The 21,043-nt window shown below is 46.4% G+C and carries 20 protein-coding genes; 9 read left to right on the top strand and 11 right to left on the bottom strand.

The genetic code is table 11. The features are described 5' to 3' along the window. Positions 1-91: 91 nt before the first annotated feature. Genes H3V12_RS08965 through modC form a run of 4 tightly spaced genes read left to right on the top strand, consistent with a single transcriptional unit; the run spans position 92 to position 3,422 of the window. Complete coding sequence (locus H3V12_RS08965; RefSeq protein WP_198214404.1) at positions 92-883, top strand: TOBE domain-containing protein; 792 nt, start codon at positions 92-94, stop codon at positions 881-883. Between the two features lie 9 nt (positions 884-892). Further along, positions 893-1,642: a molybdate ABC transporter substrate-binding protein gene (gene modA, locus H3V12_RS08960; RefSeq protein ID WP_198214403.1), complete on the top strand. Its 750-nt coding sequence runs from the start codon at positions 893-895 to the stop codon at positions 1,640-1,642. Positions 1,643-1,647: 5 nt separating this feature from the next. Continuing rightward, the gene (gene modB, locus H3V12_RS08955; protein ID WP_075869462.1) at positions 1,648-2,334 is read left to right on the top strand and encodes a molybdate ABC transporter permease subunit; all 687 of its coding nucleotides are present in this window, start codon (positions 1,648-1,650) and stop codon (positions 2,332-2,334) included. Beyond that, positions 2,331-3,422: a molybdenum ABC transporter ATP-binding protein gene (gene modC, locus H3V12_RS08950; RefSeq protein WP_198214402.1), complete on the top strand. Its 1,092-nt coding sequence runs from the start codon at positions 2,331-2,333 to the stop codon at positions 3,420-3,422. Before modB ends, modC begins: the two co-directional genes overlap by 4 nt. Here the strand turns inward: modC and H3V12_RS08945 are convergent. The 3 genes from H3V12_RS08945 to H3V12_RS08935 are packed head-to-tail and all read right to left on the bottom strand — an operon-like array spanning position 3,385 to position 6,190. After that, complete coding sequence (locus tag H3V12_RS08945; protein WP_198214401.1) at positions 3,385-4,380, bottom strand: phosphotransferase; 996 nt, start codon at positions 4,378-4,380, stop codon at positions 3,385-3,387. The two genes, modC and H3V12_RS08945, sit on opposite strands and share 38 nt — an antisense overlap. Then, positions 4,377-5,009: a methionine biosynthesis protein MetW gene (metW, locus tag H3V12_RS08940; RefSeq protein WP_075869464.1), complete on the bottom strand. Its 633-nt coding sequence runs from the start codon at positions 5,007-5,009 to the stop codon at positions 4,377-4,379. The genes H3V12_RS08945 and metW overlap by 4 nt, the downstream gene beginning before the upstream one ends. Then, positions 5,006-6,190 carry a homoserine O-acetyltransferase gene (locus H3V12_RS08935; protein ID WP_198214400.1) on the bottom strand — a complete coding sequence of 395 codons (1,185 nt, stop codon included), beginning with the start codon at positions 6,188-6,190 and terminating at the stop codon, positions 5,006-5,008. Before H3V12_RS08935 ends, metW begins: the two co-directional genes overlap by 4 nt. Positions 6,191-6,323: 133 nt before the next feature. Between H3V12_RS08935 and hisC the strand changes: the two genes are divergently transcribed. Both hisC and H3V12_RS08925 read left to right on the top strand, forming a co-directional pair. After that, complete coding sequence (gene hisC / locus H3V12_RS08930; RefSeq protein ID WP_198214399.1) at positions 6,324-7,430, top strand: histidinol-phosphate transaminase; 1,107 nt, start codon at positions 6,324-6,326, stop codon at positions 7,428-7,430. A 4-nt stretch (positions 7,431-7,434) separates the two neighbouring features. Beyond that, positions 7,435-8,379 carry a prephenate/arogenate dehydrogenase family protein gene (locus H3V12_RS08925; RefSeq protein WP_198214398.1) on the top strand — a complete coding sequence of 315 codons (945 nt, stop codon included), beginning with the start codon at positions 7,435-7,437 and terminating at the stop codon, positions 8,377-8,379. A 287-nt stretch (positions 8,380-8,666) separates the two neighbouring features. Here H3V12_RS08925 and mnhG read toward each other — a convergent pair whose 3' ends face one another. From mnhG to H3V12_RS08890, 7 genes are all read right to left on the bottom strand, one after another. After that, positions 8,667-9,083, bottom strand: coding sequence for a monovalent cation/H(+) antiporter subunit G (mnhG, locus tag H3V12_RS08920; RefSeq protein ID WP_198214397.1), 417 nt, complete (start codon positions 9,081-9,083; stop codon positions 8,667-8,669). Next, positions 9,080-9,361 (bottom strand): K+/H+ antiporter subunit F, encoded by a 282-nt coding sequence (locus H3V12_RS08915; RefSeq protein WP_078040253.1) that lies wholly within the window; start codon positions 9,359-9,361, stop codon positions 9,080-9,082. Before H3V12_RS08915 ends, mnhG begins: the two co-directional genes overlap by 4 nt. Continuing rightward, complete coding sequence (locus H3V12_RS08910; RefSeq protein WP_198214396.1) at positions 9,358-9,849, bottom strand: Na+/H+ antiporter subunit E; 492 nt, start codon at positions 9,847-9,849, stop codon at positions 9,358-9,360. The genes H3V12_RS08915 and H3V12_RS08910 overlap by 4 nt, the downstream gene beginning before the upstream one ends. After that, the gene (locus tag H3V12_RS08905) at positions 9,846-11,522 is read right to left on the bottom strand and encodes a monovalent cation/H+ antiporter subunit D (protein WP_198214543.1); all 1,677 of its coding nucleotides are present in this window, start codon (positions 11,520-11,522) and stop codon (positions 9,846-9,848) included. Before H3V12_RS08905 ends, H3V12_RS08910 begins: the two co-directional genes overlap by 4 nt. Continuing rightward, entirely contained in the window at positions 11,522-11,863 is a 342-nt protein-coding gene (locus tag H3V12_RS08900; protein WP_075869471.1) for a Na+/H+ antiporter subunit C, read from the bottom strand. Before H3V12_RS08900 ends, H3V12_RS08905 begins: the two co-directional genes overlap by 1 nt. Beyond that, positions 11,863-14,784, bottom strand: coding sequence for a monovalent cation/H+ antiporter subunit A (locus tag H3V12_RS08895; RefSeq protein WP_198214395.1), 2,922 nt, complete (start codon positions 14,782-14,784; stop codon positions 11,863-11,865). Before H3V12_RS08895 ends, H3V12_RS08900 begins: the two co-directional genes overlap by 1 nt. 216 nt (positions 14,785-15,000) lie before the next feature. Beyond that, positions 15,001-15,459 carry a BA14K family protein gene (locus H3V12_RS08890; RefSeq protein WP_198214394.1) on the bottom strand — a complete coding sequence of 153 codons (459 nt, stop codon included), beginning with the start codon at positions 15,457-15,459 and terminating at the stop codon, positions 15,001-15,003. 176 nt (positions 15,460-15,635) lie between these two features. Here H3V12_RS08890 and H3V12_RS08885 point away from each other — a divergent pair, with 176 nt between their 5' ends. The 3 genes from H3V12_RS08885 to H3V12_RS08875 are packed head-to-tail and all read left to right on the top strand — an operon-like array spanning position 15,636 to position 19,194. Then, positions 15,636-16,733: a carboxynorspermidine decarboxylase gene (locus tag H3V12_RS08885; protein WP_198214542.1), complete on the top strand. Its 1,098-nt coding sequence runs from the start codon at positions 15,636-15,638 to the stop codon at positions 16,731-16,733. A 57-nt stretch (positions 16,734-16,790) separates the two neighbouring features. Further along, complete coding sequence (locus H3V12_RS08880; RefSeq protein WP_198214393.1) at positions 16,791-18,029, top strand: saccharopine dehydrogenase family protein; 1,239 nt, start codon at positions 16,791-16,793, stop codon at positions 18,027-18,029. A 40-nt stretch (positions 18,030-18,069) separates the two neighbouring features. Further along, entirely contained in the window at positions 18,070-19,194 is a 1,125-nt protein-coding gene (locus tag H3V12_RS08875) for a TraB/GumN family protein (RefSeq protein WP_198214392.1), read from the top strand. A gap of 404 nt (positions 19,195-19,598) precedes the next feature. Here the strand turns inward: H3V12_RS08875 and lpdA are convergent, their stop codons facing one another. Then, positions 19,599-21,005: a dihydrolipoyl dehydrogenase gene (gene lpdA / locus H3V12_RS08870; RefSeq protein ID WP_198214391.1), complete on the bottom strand. Its 1,407-nt coding sequence runs from the start codon at positions 21,003-21,005 to the stop codon at positions 19,599-19,601. Between the last annotated feature and the right edge of the window lie 38 nt (positions 21,006-21,043).

The following is a 21,043-nucleotide window of genomic DNA, read 5'->3' as shown; positions in this document are numbered from 1 at the left end:
ACCAAAAACCGGCTTTAGAAAAATTGGTTCAGAAACCTTGCTTTCGTCATAATCGTTATATAGGTAAACTATATAGCAGATTGGTGTATCTATGTCGGTCAAAGCAACCTTATCTTTCACAGAAGATCATATCGGCTCGGTCGGGCGCGAGCGCATCAAGCTTCTTGAGGCGGTCGGCCGTGAAGGTTCGATTTCTGCCGCCGCCCGTTCTGTCGGACTTAGCTACAAGGCAGCATGGGATGGCATTAGCGCCATGCAAAATCTCGTTGCAAAACCGCTTTTGAAAAAGAACATCGGCGGAAAAAATGGTGGTGGTGCCACACTGACACCGGAAGCGCTAAAGCTCATCGAAACCTTTCACCATCTTGAAACCGGACTTGCCACAATGATGAAGCAAGCTTCCGTTAATTTGTCGGAAATAGGTTTGAGTCCGACAGGGCTTTTACAAGGTTTCATGATGAGAACCTCGGCGCGTAATGTTTTATCAGGTCACATTTTATCCATCGAAAGTGCAGTACCAGCCGCATTTGTGACCATCGGTATTTCCGATAAAATCCACATCAAAGCCGAGATTACCGAAAAAAGTGTCGAGCGGCTTGGACTTGTCAAGGGGCGTGAGGTCGCGGCTCTTATCAAAGCACCTTTTGTCAGGGTCGTTCCTTTTGAAGACAAGGACAATTTTTCTGAACAAAACCGGATTCCGGGAATTTTACAATCAATCACTGTCGGCAAAAAAAGCGTCGAGCTTAACGTTGAAATTGGTGAAGACAAAACACTCGTCGCAACGATGAGACCGGACGACCCCACACTTAAAGGACTTATGACCAATCAACCTGTTCTTGCACTTATCAAGGCTGAAAACATCATAATTGCAACATGTTAGGAGAAGGCAATGAAATCCAAACTCGCTTTATCGGTCGGTCTGTTGCTGGCAAGTGTAACCTTTGCCCATGCCGGTGAAACCGTTGTTGCAGTGGCTGCCAATTTTACCGAACCCGTCAAGGAAATTGCCGAACAATTCAAAGAAAAGACCGGACACACGGCAACACTTTCATTTGGTGCCACCGGTAATTTCTATACACAGATAAAGAATGGTGCTCCTTTCGAGGTATTTCTTGCAGCCGATACCGAAAGGCCGACCAAGGCCGTTGAAGAAGGCTATGGTGTCAAGGGAACAGAGTTTACCTATGCAATCGGCACATTGGTGTTGTGGAGTGCAAAAGATGACCTTGTAAAGGGTCCTGAAACTTTGACGGATAGCAAAATCACCCACATTTCCTTCTGCAATCCCGATGCGGCTCCTTATGGCAAGGCGGCTGTCGAGACAATGGATGCGCTCAAAGTTCACGATAAAATCAAGGACAAACTTGTCGAAGGGCAAAACATTTCGCAAGCCTACCAGTTTGTCAAAACCGGAAATGCCGAAATCGGTTTTGTTGCACTTTCTCAGATTATCAATGAAAAAGGCGGCTCGAAATGGATTGTTCCACAAAACGACTATAACCCGATCCGTCAGGATGCCGTGCTTTTGAAAACCGGTGAAAATAATGAAGCGGCAAAGGCTTTTGTGAGCTTCCTCAAAGGTCCGGAAGCAGCAACCATTATCAAAAAATATGGCTACGCTTTGCCGGAAACAAAGTAGAAAGCATGATGCTACTTTCCAATGAGACATGGACCGCGATCAAGCTGACGGCCGAATTGGCGACGGTAACCACATTTTTTCTGATGGCTATCGGAACGCCGATTGCTTTGTGGCTGTCGCGATCCAAAACTTATGGAAAAGAAATCGTCGCATCCATTATCTCCATACCTTTGGTTTTACCACCAACGGTTCTGGGCTTTTATCTTCTGGTATTTCTGGGGCCTAATGGACCAGGTGGCTTTATTGCACCATGGTTCGGCATGGATAAATTTGCCTTCACCTTTGAAGGGCTGGTCATCGGCTCGGTCATTTATTCCATGCCCTTTGTTGTTCAACCCATCCGCAATTCATTCGAGGCTATGGGAAGGCGGCCGATGGAAGTTGCGGCAACCTTGCGTGCTTCGCCATGGAAAGCATTCTGGAAAGTAGCCCTTCCGATTGCGAGCCCCGGTTTTATGACTGCCGCCGTTTTGGGTTTTGCCCATACAGTCGGCGAATTCGGTGTTGTTCAAATGATTGGTGGAAACCTGCCGGGTAAGACGGCCGTGATCTCGACCACCATTATGAGCTATGTCGAAGCCGGTCAGATGCATGAAGCCAATGTTCTATCAATCATTATGGTTATCTTTTCATTTTGCATCATTCTTACTGTTTCACTCTTGCAGAAATTCATGCAGGCACGAACATTATGAGTGAAACTATTTCTGTTGATCTTAAAGGGACGCTGGGCAATTTTACGCTCGATTGTACGTTTCACGCACCGCTTCGCGGCGTCATTGCGCTTTACGGCCCTTCCGGATGCGGGAAAACTTCCGTTTTACGCGGCATTGCCGGACTTAACCGTTTTTCGGGAAAAGTCGAGATCGGCAGCGAATGCTGGCAAAATGAAACCGGCTTCGTTCCCGTTTATAAACGTCCCCTCGGCTATGTTTTTCAGGAAGCCAGTTTGTTTCCGCATTTGTCTGTCAGAAAGAACCTTACCTTTGCTATGGCAAAAGGCGAAAACAATCTCTCGCCGACATTTGACGAAGTGGTTGAATTTTTGAATATTGCCCACCTTATCGATCGTGCGCCGCACAATCTCTCCGGTGGTGAACGTCAACGTGTGGCGATTGGCCGTGCTCTCCTGTCGCATCCCAAGATACTCCTTATGGATGAGCCGATATCGGCACTCGACAAACGGTCGAGAGATGAAATTCTTCCCTTTTTGATTGGTTTGCGTGATCGTCTTTCAATGCCAATCATTTATATCACCCATGATATTTACGAAGTCGAACGGTTGGCCGACACATTGGTTTTGATGGATAGTGGCAAAGTTATTGCCTCCGGCAGTTTGAGAGAAATCGAAGCAAATCCCGATCTGCCGCTTGCCAATACTCGCGAAGCCGCCGTCAATCTTGACGGCTATGTCAAATCCTATAACGAACATACCGGCCTTGTCGAAGTGGATGTACCGGGTGGCACGTTCGTTGCCCCGTCTGCACCTTTGGTAGGGGGAAAAAAAATGCGCATTCGTATTGCTGCCAATGATGTAAGCCTTGCTGTTAAAAAACCGCTAAAAAGCTCAATACTCAATGTGATGCCGGCGCGCATTCTGACAATGCGGGAACAGGGGCATTTTGAAGTTCTGGTCAAACTGGAATTGGGTGATAATGGAGAGGGAGCGCATTTTCTTGCACGCCTCACACGCCATTCATGGCAAATATTAGGGCTTAGGGAAGGAATGGATGTTTATGCCCAAATTAAAGGCGTTGCCCTGATCGACCAGCAAGAGGGGTAACTCTTTCAAGATAGATTCGCGCGAGTTCGACTGTGCCTTGCAAAAAAGTTTTGCGAAGCTTTTTGGCCGTTGGTGTTTGATTGTGCGTTTCAAGCCATGCTGTCAATTGCAAGCGGCGCATCATGATAAGATGGACAATCATATTTGCCATTTCCCGGTTTACCGGCATCACCTCGCTATAACCTTCAAGCCATTCATTTATATAGCTTGGCACAAATGGATTATCTTCGATAAAGCTCAATGCGTTGGCAAGATCCAATCCGAACCATGAAAAGCCGCAATCATCAAAATCGATTACGGCGAGTTTTTCGCCGTCAATCAATAGATTTGCAAGCCGCAAATCGCCATGGATAAGACCGTAATGGGCTTTATCTTTCGGAAAAGTTGAAGAAAAATATTCGAGCGTTCTATCGCAGTTTTCAAGAATTTCACGATCCTGAGATGAAAGATTTTCGGCCTCTCGCCAATTTCCCCAGATAGCATTTCGGCCGATCATTGTTTCATAAGACCAATGTTTACGAATGAAGCTTTCCGGCCTCACCCAATTCATGGATTGGCGATGCAGTTTGGCGGAAATTTTGCCAAGTTCAAAAAACCGGCGCACAAGCGCCTTATCAGCTTGAGGCTCTTGTCCCTGTATAAAAGAAAAACAGGCAAGTCTGAAAATGCCCGCTTCGACAAACAATTTGCCAAAACGGGAAATGAAAAGATGTGGAACTGTCACAATGCCGGATTGCTCAATTGCCTGAAGCCAAAGGAGTTCGGATAAAATTTCATCATTTTGATGATAGGAAGGCCGATAAACTCGTATAATTCTTGTCTCGTTCCCGAAAGTCACCCGAAAAGTCGCATTTTCCGATATGGTGAGAAGGTCGATGCGGGCCCTCTCGGGAATATCCCAACAAGCAAGATTGTTCCTTATCAAAGTCGGAAGGTCGTTTTCGGCTTTCATCATCATCTGTGTAACAGAAATACTGCCTGTTGCCCGAACAAATTCCAGGCCCCCCAAGGCAGTTTGCGTTTGACGGGCTTTCCCTGCCGATTCAATACCACCGCTTCTTCTATTTCCGCTCCTATTTCTTTAACGAGATCAACAAAATCCTCAATCGTGCAAAAATGGATATTCGGCGTATCATACCAGCTATAGGGAAGCTCTTTGGTAACCGGCATACGGCCAAGAAAAAGCAGATGAGCGCGGGCGCGCCAATAACCGAAATTGGGAATGGAGACAACAGCCCTCTCGCCAATGCGTAAAAGTTGTTCGAGCACGACCTTCGGATTGTGTGTTGCCTGCAAGGTTTGCGAGAGAATAACATAATCGAAACACGAATCCGGATAATAGACGAGATCGCTATCGGCATCTCCCTGAATGACCGAGAGTCCTTTAAGCAAACATTGGTCAACACCTTGTTGCGACAATTCCACACCGCGCCCATCAACATTGCGCCGCGTTTGCAACAGATAAAGCAGACTGCCATCGCCGCAACCGACATCAAGAACACGGGCACCCGACCTTATAAAATTGGCGATCACTTCAAAATCGGTACGGGATTTTAACGCCGACAATAATTCTTCATTCTCGCTCATGCCGTCAATCCCCTCTGTTCTGCAGCCGCTGTCAGGAAACTGTGAATGGCAGAAAACATCACCGGTTCATCAAGCAGAAAAGCGTCATGACCTTTATCGGTTTTGATTTCAACAAAAGAAACCCGTGCCCCTGCAGCGTTGAGTGCGTGGACAAAAGTGCGGCATTGTGCGGTGGTAAACAGCCAATCACTGGAAAACGAAGCAACAAAAAACCGCCCGCGCGAACCCTTGAAAGCGTCTGCCAAATGGCCCCCATATTCGGCTTGAAGATCAAAATAATCCATGGCTCGCGTCAAATAAAGATAGCTGTTGGCATCAAAGCGTTCGACAAATGTCATCCCCTGATGACGCAAATAGCTTTCTATCTGGAAATCGGCATCAAAACCGAACGTTATCTGGTCTCTATTTTGTAAATTCCGCCCGAACTTGCGATGAAGTGCCGCTTCCGAAAGATAGGTGATATGGGCTGTCATTCTGGCAACAGCCAAACCTTTTGTCGGTCGTTTTCCTGCTTCGAGATACCGCCCGCCCAACCAGTTGGGATCAGCCATAACGGCTTGTCTGCCAATTTCATCGAAAGCGATATTTTGTGCCGAATGGCGCGCACCGGTCGCAAGAATAACGGATGAAAAAACTTTTTCCTTATAAGCTGCCGCCCATTGCAATGCCTGCATTCCGCCCATGGAACCACCAACCACACAAAACAATGTCTTAATTCCCAGTTTTTCGATAAGCATTGCCTGTGCGCGCACCATATCTCCTATCGTGATAACAGGAAAATCGAGTGCATAGGGCTTTCCCGTTTTCGGATTTTTCGATGCCGGACCGGTAGAGCCGAGACATCCCCCTAAAACATTGGAACAGATCACATAATAGCGTTCGGTATCAATAATTTTACCGGGGCCTACCAATATATCCCACCAACCGGGCTTTCCGGTCACTGGATGGGTGTTGGCAACATGTTGATCGCCGGTGAGGGCATGGCAGATTAAAATGGCATTGCTTTTGTCTTCATTCAATGTGCCATAGTCCTGATAGGCAATCTGGAAAGGCGATAAAACAACGCCGCTATCAAGCTTTAGCGGCTCGTCTGGCCCGAACAGCGCTACTTTACTATCAGGAAAATCGGCTTGGGAATTTTTCGCGCCGGAAGATTTTCCGGTCGATCTCGTTTGTGTCATATCGGTTGCACCGTCTAGAAAGAAAAATAATAGCTAGTCGTCTCCTCTGACAAATGTCAAGATTTTCTCTCGACTTCAGATGAAAGCAAGGGTATTTCCTTAAATATTAAACTACCAGACCGGATAAATATCGATGAAAAAAGATGTTATTGTTGACCGTCCACAGCCTAGAAAAGGTATTCTGGACATTGCAGCTTACGTTCCCGGATCAAGCGAGCTAAAAAATACAAAGAAAGTTTTCAAACTTTCTTCAAACGAGTCGCCGCTTGGGCCCTGTCCTGCAGCGATTGACGCCTATCGGCAGGCAGCAGCACATCTTGAACTCTATCCGGATGGTTCGGCCACACCGCTTCTTGAAGCCATTTCGGAAGTGACAGGACTTGCAAGAAGCAATCTGATGGCGGGAAACGGATCCGATGATTTGTTAGGTCTTTTAGCCAATACCTATCTTACAGCCGGTGATGAAGGTATTATGACCGAGCACGGCTTCGGTGTTTACGAAATACAAATCAGAGGGACCGGTGCAAAACCTGTTATTGTGAAAGAAAAAGATTGCCGAATTGATATTGACGCTATTCTTGGCGCAGTAACGGAAAGAACAAAAATCGTATTTATCGCCAATCCCGGTAATCCGACGGGCACTTATCTGACAGCAACCGAGGTCAAAAGACTTCATGCAGGGCTGCCCAAAAATGTGCTTTTAGTCCTTGACGGTGCCTATGCCGAATTTGTCACCAAAGATGATTACGATACCGGCGTAGAACTTGTTTCGGCAAACGAAAATGTTGTCATGACACGCACATTTTCAAAAATTTACGGGCTTGCCGGTTTGCGTGTGGGATGGATGTATGCGCCTCTTCATGTCATTGATGCGGTTAACCGTATTCGCGGAGCTTTCAATGTCAGTGTTCCGGCACAAGCCGCAGCAAGTGTTGCTTTTCGCGACAGAGCCTATATCAAGAATGCAATAGCCTATAATTCAAAATGGCGTTCCTGGCTCACACATGAAATTGAAGCATTGGGGCTGAAAGTTACGCCTTCTGTCACCAATTTTTTGCTTATCCATTTTCCGGCAAACAAGGATAAATCGGCTGCTCTGGCTGATGATTATCTGAAAGCCAACGGATATATATTGCGCCGCGTTACCGGATACGGATTTCCGAACGCGTTGCGCCTTTCCATTGGATCCGAAGAAGCAAATCGCGGCGTTGTCGCCACATTGAAAAATTTTTTGAAGTAGAAAAATGTCTGAAGTGAAATTTAAAAAAATCGCCCTTATCGGTATCGGTCTTATCGGCTCTTCTCTTGCCCGTGTCATCCGACAAAAAAAGTTGGCCGATCATATTGCCATTTCCACCCGCACAGGCACAACACTTGAACGGGCACGCGAACTTAAACTGGGTGACAGCTATACAACCGACAATGGCAAAGCGGTTGAAGATGCCGATCTCGTTATTGTTTCGGTTCCGGTCGGTTCATCCGGTCAGGTTGCAAAAGAAATTGCACCACATCTAAAACCCGGTGCCATTGTTACCGACGTCGGTTCTACCAAAGCATCGGTTATCCGCCAGATGAAACCGGAACTGCCCGATAATGTCATCTTTATCCCCGGTCACCCCATTGCCGGTACGGAATTTTCCGGTCCCGATGCCGGTTTTGCCGACCTTTTCATCAATCGCTGGTGCATTTTGACCCCGCTTCCCGGAACAGATGAAAAAGCAATCGCCAAATTGACGCAATTCTGGGAAGCCTGTGGTGCAAAAGTTGACAGAATGGATCCCGAACACCACGATCTGGTTCTGGCAATCACATCGCATTTGCCACATCTTATTGCCTATAACATTGTCGGCACTGCCAGCGACCTTGAAAAAGTCACCAATTCCGAAGTTATTGCCTATTCGGCTTCCGGTTTTCGCGATTTCACCCGTCTTGCCTCTTCCGACCCGACCATGTGGCGCGACATTTGCCTGAACAATAAAGACGCTATCATTGAAATGCTCGGACGTTTCAGTGAAGACCTCGCTTCACTCCAACGCGCAATCCGCTGGGGAGATGGTCAGGCTTTGTTTGACCTTTTCACGCGTACACGTGCGGTAAGACGCGGCATTATTGATGCGGGACAGGAAGTTGATGCACCCGATTTTGGTCGGCAGGTTGCTCGTAAACACCCCGAAGATCTAAAAAAATAACCGGACTTCACAAAGAAGCGTGTTTGCCAAAATTAAACGCGCTTCTTTTAACTATCTCTCATAACCGGATTTGTCTGAGACGAGCGGTTCATGTCCGTGTAGCTCAACAGGCTTTCAAAACAACGAAGCGCCAAGCGATAAGCAATAATTGCCCATATTTGACGAAGAAAATAGGGCGCCTTCTCGTCAATCCGGATTTCTTTTATGCCTGCATCGGCTCGGTTATATCGGCTTGATCGATGTGCCGTTTCGCCTCTATAGTCGTTGAGCCATTTCACCATTTGTCATTATTTGAAATCGTCAAGGCTCGGCGTTTTTTCAAGAAGCTCTTGCTGCGTCGGCAAAGAATCGTCAATCTTTTGATAGTGCATTTTCTCCGGCAATTCGGTTGAATTGGAGGATTGATCGCGCTGCATGGCTGCCCGCGATAACAACATGAGAGTGACAGGTGTTGTCACAATAATAAATATTGCGAGCAATATAGAATGGGAAATGAGTTTGTGACCGCTTACCGTTGAATAGATGATCGAGGCAATGATAATGCCACTGACACCCCAGCTTGTTCCAAGCGTTGGCATGTGTAAACGTTCATAAAAGCTTTTTGCGCGATTGAGACCGATGGCGCCGATCAATGTCAACCCCGAGCCTAATAGCAGGAAAAACACAATGACGATAGAAAGCCAGAGAGGAAAGTCTTCAATCATTCGATCACTTCCCCGCGCATGAGAAATTTGGCCAAAGCCGAACTTGAAACAAAACCCAAAAGGCCAATCACCAATGCGGAATCAAAATAAACAGTTGTGCCAGAACGCATACCGAAAGTGACGAACAACATTAAAGTAGCCGTATAAAGTGCATCAAGGCCTAAAATTCTGTCCTGAGCACGCGGTCCACGGATCAGGCGAATAAACGACAAGATCATCGCAAGTCCCAGAAACAATTGCGCAATATTGATGCCCCAATAAAGAATAACAATACTCATTGGAATATCTCCAGAAGCAGACTTTCATAACGATTTTTAATGAAATCTCTCCAATAATTTTCATTATCCATATCAAGATCAAGAACATGGACAAGAAGACTGCTATCCTTGCTATGATAGGCAATCCAGGCAGTCCCGGGAGTTGCTGTCATAATACAGGATAATACAGCAAGTGCTGTATGGTTTTTAAGTTCAAGCGGAACAGTGATGAAGCCGGATTGTTTCCGTTTTGCACCGCCAAAGAGCACATAGAGAGCAACATCATAATTCGACTTTACGATATCCAGCGTAACACGGAAAAACAGCCTTATAACCGAGCCCCAATTATGGATATGTACCTTCTGCGGTTTTAAAAGCCGAATTAAAAACCCGCCTGCAATGCCAACGACAAAGCCGATCACCCCCTGCCCCAAGGTAAAGCCGTTCAAAATCATCCACATGAGAAGAAGCGACAAGGTCAACAAAGGATAAGGGATTATGCGTTTCATTTCATACCCCTTTCCACTTCAACCTTATCAATAAGTCCCGCTGTCATTTCTTTTGACGGGATCGGGCTCACTGCTACGTTTGCCTGCGGCAAAACACTGTCGATATAATTTTGCGGATGATGCAGTTCTTCAGCCGCTTTTCCCATATAGCCAGCAACCGGACCGGCAGCAATGGTCAATAGAAGACACAAGCCGAGCAAGCCCGCAACGGGCGCAAATTCTATTACTTGCACGCGTGGCACTTTCCCTTCAATCGACGCCCAGAAAGTGCGGATGCCGGTTCTCGTCATGGCAATGAGTGCGGCAAAACCGGAAAAGATGAGAAGAGCGACAAAAGTCCAATCCCTCGCGCTTGGTTGGTAACCATCGCCATTTAGTCCATCCGGATTGAAAACACCGGTAATCATCATGAATTTTGCGACAAACCCCGAAAATGGCGGCATACCGATAATGAGAATAGCTGTTATTCCGAAACACGCTCCAAGAATTGCAAGCGTTGCCGGAATATAAGTGCCGACCTCATCCTCTTCATCTTCCTCGTCTTCGCCGTAAACTTCCATTGTTACCGCAAGAACATTGGCGGCTGTGTCCTGACTACGTTCGACAAGTTCGACGAGGAGAAAAAATGCCGCAAGCGACAAAGTGGAAGAGACAATATAAAAAAGCGCGCCAGCGGTGAGCGAAGCATTGCCGGTCCCGATAGCCGCAAGCAGCGTTCCCGATGAAACCAGAACGCTATAGGAGGCAAGCCGTCCCAGAGCCTGACTTGCAAGCACTCCAATAAAACCGAATATCAAAGTTGCGAGTCCGCCATAAAACAATATGTCATTACCAAAACCGGTTAAAGTTCCGCCATTAGTTCCGAAGACCAGTAATGTAAGCCGCAAAACAACGTAAATGCCAACCTTGCTTAAAATAGCAAATGTTGCTCCAACCGGCGCGGCCACAGCACTATAAGTCGGTGTTAGCCAGAAGTTGAGTGGCCACATGCCGGCTTTGACCAGAAAGGCAATTCCGAGAATTGCCGCGCCGGACTCGAAAATAATACGATCGGCCGATTTGAGAGTTTGGAGCTTCAACGCAAGATCGGCCATATTCAATGTTCCGCAAACACCGTAAATGAGGGCTGCGCCTATCAGAAAAAACGAGGAAGCAATAAGATTGATCACCACATAGTGCATACCGGCGCGCACCTTTGCCTGCCCGCTACCGTGGAGGGCAAGCCCATAGGATGCTGTCAACATAACTTCAAAAAACACAAAGAGATTGAACAGATCACCGGTCAGGAATGCGCCGTTTACACCGGCAATCATGAATTGCATAAGAGAATGGAAATGCGGTCCGGCTTTATGCCAATGGGCAGCCGAAAATACCAATGAAGCCACCGCAAGAATGCTTGCAAGAAAAACCATGGCTGCACTTAACCGGTCAAGCACCAGAACTATTCCGAAAGGAGCTTGCCAATTTCCGAGGTTATAAACCTCCGCATGGGGTGAAAAATCAATAGCTCGCCCGATCAATCCGATCGAAACAAGAACAAGTAGCCCTATTGAAGAAAGGCTTATCCATAATTTGAGTTTGCGGCGTCTCTCATCGTAAAAAAGCAGAAGTGCCGCAGTCGCAATAGGAAGGAGAATGGGCAGAATAACGAGATGGTGAAGAAAATAATTGATCATTTATTTTCCCTTCCATCGACATGGTCCGAACCGGTTAGCCCTCGTGAAACCAGCAAAATAACAAGAAATAATGCGGTTGTCGCAAAACCGATCACAATGGCTGTAAGAACCAGCGCTTGCGGTATCGGATCGGCATAATTTGCCGGATTGACAGGATTGGAGGGGTCAACAATCGGTGCTGCATTCGAGCGGGGACGCGCCATTGAAAAAATAAACAGATTGACCGCATAGGAAATAAGCGAAAGCCCTAGAATGACCTGATAGGTTCTTGGCCGCAAAAGGAGCCAGATTCCTGAACCTGCAAGCACACCGATACCAAGAGAAAGAACAATTTCCATCAGCGTCCCTCCTCTTTTTTCGCAGTTCTTTTACCAACGCGATAATGCCGGATTGATTGGTGCGCTATTGCGATGAGCATCAGCACGGTTGCACCGACAACGAGTGAAAAGACACCGAGGTCGAATGCCATAGCGCTGGCTGTCGGCATTTTTCCGATGAAAGGAATCTTCGTATATTGAAAATAGGAGGTAAGAAACGGATAGCCGAAGAACCACGAGCCGATGCCTGTTACCAAAGCCAGAAGAATACCGAAACCGATCCAGCGCAGCGGTAATACTTTCAGATGACTTTCCACCCACCGCGTTCCGGACGCCACATATTGCAGAATAAATCCGATAGCCATGGTGACACCACCGGCAAAACCGCCACCCGGCAAATCATGCCCGCGCATGAACAAATAGACCGCAAAGGCCATAATAACCGGAAACAGCCAATGCATGATAATGCGTGGAATAACAAGATAATCGGAAACTGTGTCACCAACCTCCCGATCGGGCCTTGCTTCGTCAAAAGCCGACTGGACCTGTTGTTGTGTCGGTGCCTCGATGCTTTCAACTGCCGGACGGAAACGCCGCAACAGGGCAAAAACGGTGAGCGCTACAATACCGAGCACCGTTATTTCGCCCATTGTATCAAAGCCACGAAAATCCACGAGAAGGACATTAACGACATTGCGACCACCCGCATCGGAATAGGAATGGGTGAGGAAAAAGTCTGAAATTGTTTCGCCTTGCGGACGGGTCATCACACAATAGGAAAGCCACGCCAAACCGCCCCCGCCGGCAATAGCAATGAGCAAATCGCGACCTCTTCTCAACCATGGCGTAAAACCGTCCGGCATAGGATCAGGTGCTTGCAAGCGTTTGGGTAGCCACCTGAGCCCCAAAAGCAAAAGAACGGTTGTGACAACCTCAACAACCAGTTGTGTCAAGGCAAGATCGGGGGCTGAAAGCCACAAGAATGTGGCACAGGTCATAAGCCCCGTAACACCCAGAAGTATCAACGAAGCGAAGCGGTGGAATTTTGCCTGCCACGCAACCAATATTGCGCAAACACCACCGATCAGCCAGATAATTAAAAATGGTAGGTCAAGCGGAAAAAGCGGCAATGCACCCGCATCAATCCATTGATTGCTGGCAACCAACAACAAGAGTGCAACGATTGGCGCAAGGATAATCCAGCGTGCTTCCACTTGCAGACGACGGGTAGAAAGAAAAGCCTCGGCCGAACGCGCCCATTTCCACGATATTGTCACCAATACGCGTTCAAAAATACGCTGCCCTTTCAAATGTCTGAAAAATGGCGGACCACCTTCACAGGATTTCAGATATTTGCGCGTGAGAATATAAAGTATCAGTCCGCCTATCAAAGCAATGAGGCTCATGACAAGCGGTGTATTGAAACCATGCCATAAAGCCAGATCATAATGCGGCGTTTCTACCCCCAATACCGAATGGACGGCTGTTCCCAAAATGCCACCAATGGCAAATTTCGGAAATATGCCGATGAGAAGGCATAAAAATACCAACAACTCGATTGGAAAACGCATGAAATGCGGGGGTTCGTGCGGCGTTTTAGGCAAATCATGCGGTTTTCCGCCAAAAAATACTCCGTGGATAAAACGCACCGAATAGGTAACACTCAATAATCCCGCGAGCGTAGCAAGATAGGGTGTACTTTTGTCGAGCCAGGATTCCAGATGGACTTCAACAGCTTCTGCAAAAAACATTTCCTTCGATATGAAGCCGTTGAGAAGCGGCACACCTGCCATGGCAGCACTTGCAACCAGCGCCAGCGTACCGGTAAACGGCATATAGCGGAAAAGCCCCGATAATTTGCGCATATCGCGGGTTCCCGTTTCGTGGTCGATAATGCCCGCTGCCATAAATAATGATGCCTTGAAGATAGCATGGTTGACGATATGGAAAATTGCTGCAACGCAAGCAAGCGGGCTTGCAAGACTTAAGAGCGTGGTTATCAACCCCAGATGACTGATTGTCGAATAGGCAAGCAGACCTTTAAGGTCCTGTTGGAACATGGCAAAATAGGCACCGATCAAAAGCGTGATCAAGCCGCAAAGCCCGATAATCCAGAACCATGCTTCTGTTCCCGCCAGCACCGGCCAAAACCGCACCATAAGAAACACACCGGCTTTGACCATTGTTGCCGAATGAAGATAGGCGGAAACCGGCGTTGGCGCGGCCATTGCATTAGGGAGCCAGAAATGGAACGGAAATTGTGCGCTTTTTGTCAATGCTCCGAGAAGCACGCAGACAAGTGCCGGAATATAAAGCGGACTTCTTTTGATGAGTGAACCCGACTTCAACACCACATCGAGATCATAACTGCCGACAATGTGACCGATAATCAACATTCCGACAAGAAGCGCAAAGCCGCCGAATCCTGTTACAGTCAGAGCCATGCGTGCACCGTCACGTGCACTTGCATTATGATTCCAATAGCCAATCAGCAAAAACGAGAAAATGCTGGTGAGTTCCCAGAAAATAACGAGGAGAACAATATTGCCCGACAACACCATTCCGAGCATCGAGCCCATAAAAGCAAGCAGGAATGAAAAAAAACGCGGCACGGGATCGGCCGGATTCATATAATAACGGGCATAGACAACAACGAGCAGGCCGATACCCGTAATAAGCAGTGCAAACAACCAGGAAAAACCATCTATCCGCAAGGTGAAATTCAATCCCCATTGCGGCAACCATGAAATATCAAGTCTTATAACATTGTCGGCTGAAATGGCCGGATAGAGCATAATGGTGCAAAACAGTGCCATAAGCGCAATCGCACCAACAAACCATGCTTCATTGTTTTTTGCTGTAGAACGAAAAAAACCGATAATGGCACTACCAACAAAGGGAAGTATTACCAGCAATATCAAGATTGCTTCCCGTGTTGTCATTATCTGTACACCATCCTGTTTTTCGGGGCCTCGTTTCTATATAGGTCACCGGAAATGAATCGATATTACCTCAACTCCATATTGGATGGTTTCAAGCATATGACGCAAGCCTTTTCAAAAGCTTAACAGAGAAAAATTTATCGTTTTTTCCAAATTTTTCTCATTGAACCGGATTGCAGCGTTTATAAAGTCCGATTGCCATCAATCAGACGATTTTCATTTCGGACTGTAATAGCGCGATACACATTGTTTTCGCGGACCGTCAAAAGGCTGATAGCTGTTATCGGAACTTGTATAGGACTTATATTTTGACGAACAAAAATCGACATGGTTTTTGATAAGCCATGGTTTATCGTCGTCTTTTCTGGATTTTTGTTGAGCTTTTTTAGGTTTCACACTGGTGCTATCGGCATGTGCGCCCGGTTGAAACGCTGCTTCCGGATACCACCAGCCATCTGTATGCTTTCTATAACCGGTACGGTGATGGCGATAGCCTTTGAAACCGTTCAATTCGCCTCGGCTCGTACTGGTAATGGCTGACGATCCAGTCGTTCTGGTGTTTTGCGCAACGACGAGATTCTCATCAAGATCGGAAGCAAGTGATGAAAATGTCGCAACCAAACCGATCACTGGCAGTCCGACAAACAAGTAAAAAGGTTTATTGAATTTACGCATTAAGAATCCTTCCCGGAACGACACATGAAGACTATAGCAGACATCAAATCGAGAAAACCGGACTCTTTTTTGCTATAGTTAATGAAGAACATATTTGCTCTTATAGGAATGTGTTTCTATATGTGGTCGAGGCTTCAAGAGCCATCGGACAGAACCGGATATTGCAGGATTTAAAAATGCTTCAAACGCCCTATTACCTTGTCGATAAATCGAAGTTGATACGCAATATGGAAAAAATTGCGCGTCTTCGTGATTTGTCGGGTGCCAAATCGCTTCTGGCATTGAAATGTTTTGCAACATGGGGCGTTTTCGATTTTATGGCGCAATATATGGATGGCACCACATCGTCATCACTTTATGAACTTCGTTTGGGAAAAGAAAAATTCGGCAAAGAAACCCATGCCTATTCTGTCGCCTGGGCCGACTACGAAATTGATGAAGCGATCACTTATGCCGATACAATCATATTCAATTCCATCAACCAGCTTCATCGATTTGAAAAAAAATCCGAAAATATCGGAAGAGGTTTGCGGCTAAATCCGGGAGTAAGCTATTCCGGCTTCGACCTTGCCGACCCTGCGCGCCCTTTCAGCCGTCTTGGCGAAACAAGTTACGAAAAGATCGAAGCAGTTTTGCCGCTCGTCAACGGTTTTATGATTCATTATAACTGCGAGAATGGCGACTTTGCTTTGTTTGACCGGATGCTTTCCGATATAGAACAAAAATTCTGCCAACTTTTTCACCATGTTCAATGGGTGAGCCTTGGCGGCGGTATCTATTTTACCGGTAAAGATTATCCGCTTGAAGCTTTTGCCGACAGGCTCAAACGTTTTTCGGATAAATATGGCGTTACGGTTTATCTTGAACCGGGTGAAGCTTCTATTACCAATAGCGCAACACTTGAAGTTACGGTTCTTGACACCATGCATAATGGCAAGGATCTTGCGATCGTTGACAGTTCCATCGAAGCTCATATGCTTGATCTTCTTGTTTATCGGGAAAAAGCGAAAATTTCGCCAAATCAGGGACCTCATGAAATTATGGTTTGTGGCAAATCATGCCTTGCCGGAGATATTTTCGGAACATTCCGTTTTCCTGAAAAATTGAAAGTAGGCGACCATTTGTCGATAGAAGATGCGGCCGGTTACACAATGGTGAAAAAAAATTGGTTCAATGGTCTTAATATGCCCGCTATTGCGATAAAAGAATTGGATGGAACCATTCGTGTTCAACGTGAATTCGGGTATAAAGACTATTGTGAAAGCCTTTCTTGAAAAAGGCTCCAGATTTAACAAGGGTTTTGAAAGCAAAATTTAGGAGACAAACCGGGAATGAAAAAGAATATCCTAATTATTGGCGCAGGCGGAGTGGCTCAGGTGGTTGCTCACAAATGCGCCCAACATAACGATATTCTCGGTGATCTTCATATCGCATCACGAACACTGCAAAAATGCGAGTCGATCATTGCATCCGTCAAAGAGAAAAAATCCATGAAGGTAAAAGGTGTGTTCGAAACGCACCATCTCGACGCAATGGATGTAAAATCGACAGCAGATCTTATTCGCAAAACAAAAAGCCAGATTGTTATCAATGTCGGCTCGGCTTTTCTTAATATGTCCGTTCTGTCGGCTTGTATTGAGACCGGTGCAGCCTATATCGACACAGCTATTCACGAGGATCCGCTAAAAATATGCGAGACACCACCCTGGTATGGCAATTATGAATGGCCGCGCCGCGAAGAATGTGAAGCACATAAAGTAACGGCCATTCTCGGAGCAGGATTTGACCCCGGTGTGGTCAATGCTTATGCAGCGCTTGCCCATCAGGACTATTTCGACAAAATCAGCGATATTGATATTATCGATATCAATGCCGGTAGTCATGGGCGCTGGTTTGCCACTAATTTCGATCCGGAAATCAATTTTCGCGAATTTACCGGCCAGGTCTGGTCATGGCAAAACAGCAAATGGGTTTCAAACAAAATGTTTGAAATCGGGCACGAATGGGATTTGCCGGTTGTCGGTCGGCGTAACACCTATATGACCGGTCATGACGAAATCCATTCTTTGTCAAAAAATCTTGATGTGCCGAATATCCGCTTCTGGATGGGATTCGGCGAACGCTATATTACCGTATTCAATGTGTTGAAAAATCTTGGGCTTTTATCCGAACAACCCATAAAAACCGCTGAAGGTCTGGAAGTTGTTCCGCTTAAAGTGGTCAAAGCTGTTTTGCCGGATCCATCTTCGCTCGCACCTGATTATACCGGTAAAACCTGCATCGGCGATCTCGTCAAAGGTGAAAAAGATGGCAAACACCGCGAGGTGTTTATCTATAATATCGCCGACCACAGAGAAGCCTATCTCGAAACAGGTTCACAAGCAATTTCCTACACGGCAGGGGTTCCGGCTGTCGCCGCTGCCATATTGGTGGCACTTGGCGATTGGGATGTAAAAACCATGGCCAATGTGGAAGAATTGCCACCGGAACCGTTCCTGAAAAGACTTGATGAAATGGGACTTCCCACCCGAATTCGTGAAGGGAAAGAAGATAAAAAACTCGATTTATAGCTTTAATGACTGACAAGTGCTGGCAAAGCGGAAGGCTGTGATGCAAAAGAAAAGCGGAACAAATTTCAGGATGATCTCGAGATTGTTGAAAAGTTTTACGTTTCTTTTTGCTGTTTTTGCCGGCACTTTTTGCTTTTCTTTATCCGCTTTAAGTGAAAGTGAAACACCCCCACAGCCAAAACTTTTTGAAAAATTTTTACCGAAAGCACTGCTTGAACAAAAAAAACAGGCAGAGCCACCTGTCTGCTCGGGCGAGGATTTAACTAAAAAATTTTCAAAAGAAGAAAACCGGAAATTTTTGAGCCGTGCCAAGAAAATAAAAAATGGCAATGCCCGATTCTGGAAGGTTGAAAAGAAAGGAACCAAACCATCCTATCTTTTTGGCACAATGCACGTGACCGATCCGGAAATTGTCAATCTCGCTCCTAAAGTCAAAACAGCACTTGAAAATGCAGACCGTGTCGCCCTAGAGTTGAGTGAAGCGGCAGATGATAACGGTAAAGCCATGGCTGCAAAACTTGCTGCCTCGCCCGATTTTCTGACTGCCAAAAAAGGCGAGAGTTTCAAGGACGGACTTTCGCGGCAAGAATTCAATAAACTCAAAGCTACATTTGAAAACCACAACCTTCCTTTTGATCTTATCTCCAATAACAAACCATGGTTCATATGGATGACATTGAGCCTACCGGCCTGCGAGGCCCGTCGGGAAGCCTATGGATACCGTGCACTTGATGTAGAAATCGGGCAGAATGCCAAAAAAATCGGAAAACCGGTTATCGGTCTTGAAACAGTCGATGAACAGTTGTCTGCAATTGAAAAACTGCCTTTAAGTTTTCAGGCAAGGTCGATCGAAGACTACCTCAATAACCCCAAGTTTTACTCCAATATGTTTTATACCGAAACGCAACTTTATAAACAAAGTCGCATTGGAGAAATTCTGGTTCTTGATACTATGTTCAAAACAACGATCAGCAAAAAAGACCAGGAAATTTTTAAAGATATTCTGATGACAAAACGCAATTTACGCATGTCTGAACGTGCACTTCCTTTGATTGAACAAGGAAACAGTTTCATCGCGGTTGGTGCAGCACATATGGTTGACGATAGTGGCCTTGTCGAACAATTACGCAAACATGGCTATCAGGTTAGCCCCATCAAATTCTGACAATTTTAAAAGCAACAAAACGGTAGAAGGTTTTCTTTTGTCGCAACCTGTCTTTTGTCGCGACCTGTTTGCTCTCCAAGGTAGGCTCTTCAAGGTCGGAAATTGCGCGCTCACCCTGTTGTTGCGACAGGTAACGGATAACAGCTTTTTCCGTTTTTCCGGTTTGGTCACTTTTATAAAATCAACAATGGCTTCTTTAAACGAAAAAGCTCAAAGCAAAGTTTTGCCATCGCATTCATCAATACGAACAATATTGACGTAGTTTCGTGATTAAATCCCGATTGTCAGAGAAAATTGTCACTCCTCTTCTAACCTGACCTGAAAATTCCGGAGTGACTAATCCGGTTTGATTGCAATAAAAAGGCCACCCGAAGGCAGCCTTTTTGAATAATATGTCAAATCGCTTACATATTGATCGGTTTTGAAAAAGCGGCCAATGCAGCCTCTTTAACAGCTTCGGACATTGTCGGGTGAGCATGGCAGGTCCGTGCCAGATCTTCCGAGGAGCCGCCAAATTCCATCAAGACAGCAATTTCGTGAATCATTTCACCGGCACCAAAGCCAAGAATATGGCCTCCCAGAACCTTGTCGGTCTTGGCGCAAGCAAGGATTTTGACAAATCCATCAGTCTTCAACATAGCGCGGGCACGACCATTGGCAGAGAAGGGGAACTTGCCAACGCGATATTCAATGCCGGCTGCTTTAAGCTCTTCTTCGGTTTTACCGACAGAAGCGACTTCCGGCTCTGTATAAACGACACTCGGGATCACATCATAATTGACATGGCCTTTCTGTCCGGCAAGAATTTCAGCCAGAGCAACGCCTTCATCTTCCGCTTTATGGGCAAGCATCGGACCTTTGACAACATCGCCAATTGCGTAAATTCCGGCAATATTCGTTTGCCAATGTGAATCGATATTCACCCGACCACGTTCATCCAGTGTTACACCGGCTTCTTTGAGACCAAGCCCTTCCGTGTAAGGACGACGACCGGTAGCAACGAGAACAATGTCTGCTTCAAGAGTTTCCGCGGAACCACCCTTAACCGGTTCAAAAGTAACTTTTGCACCGGATGCGGTTTTTTCAACGCCGGTTACTTTTGCGCCGAGCTTATATTCAATACCCTGTTTTTCCATGAGTTTCTGGAACTGTTTGGACACTTCACCATCCATCGGCCCAAGAACCTTGTCGAGGAATTCGACAACTGTGACTTTTGCACCAAGGCGGCTCCAGACCGAACCAAGCTCGGAACCGATCACACCGGCGCCGACAACAACCATGTGATGAGGCACTTTGGAAAGCGACAAAGCACCGGTTGAGGAAACGATAACTTTTTCATCAATATCGATCTTAATCCCCGGAATACCGGCAACGTCGGAACCTGTTGCAATGATGATATTTTTGGTGTCAAGAGTCTGTTTCGAGCCATCTTTGGCAGCAACTTCGACTTTGCCTGCACCAAGAATTTTGGCCGTGCCGTAAATGGTGTCAATTTTGTTTTTCTTCATCAAAAAAGCGACACCGCTTGTGTTGCCATCAACGGTTTTCTGCTTGTGAGCCATCATGCCGGCAAGGTCGAGTTTGGGTTTGGAAACCGAAACACCCAAAGCCTCGAAGCCATGTTGAGCCGAGGCAAAAATTTCTGAAGCATAGAGCAGCGCTTTGGAAGGAATACAGCCGACATTGAGACATGTACCACCCAATGTATTGCGCTTTTCCACGATTGCTGTTTTTAGCCCGAGTTGCGCTGCCTTGATTGCTGCAACATATCCACCGGGACCCGCTCCAATTACGACAACATCATAAGACATTCTTTTTCCTTTCGTTACGGCCGCAGAGACCTGAAAAT

This window comes from Bartonella sp. W8167 (genome assembly GCF_016100335.1).
Lineage (GTDB): Bacteria > Pseudomonadota > Alphaproteobacteria > Rhizobiales > Rhizobiaceae > Bartonella > Bartonella apis.
This window is presented reverse-complemented; position numbering and strand designations above follow the sequence as displayed.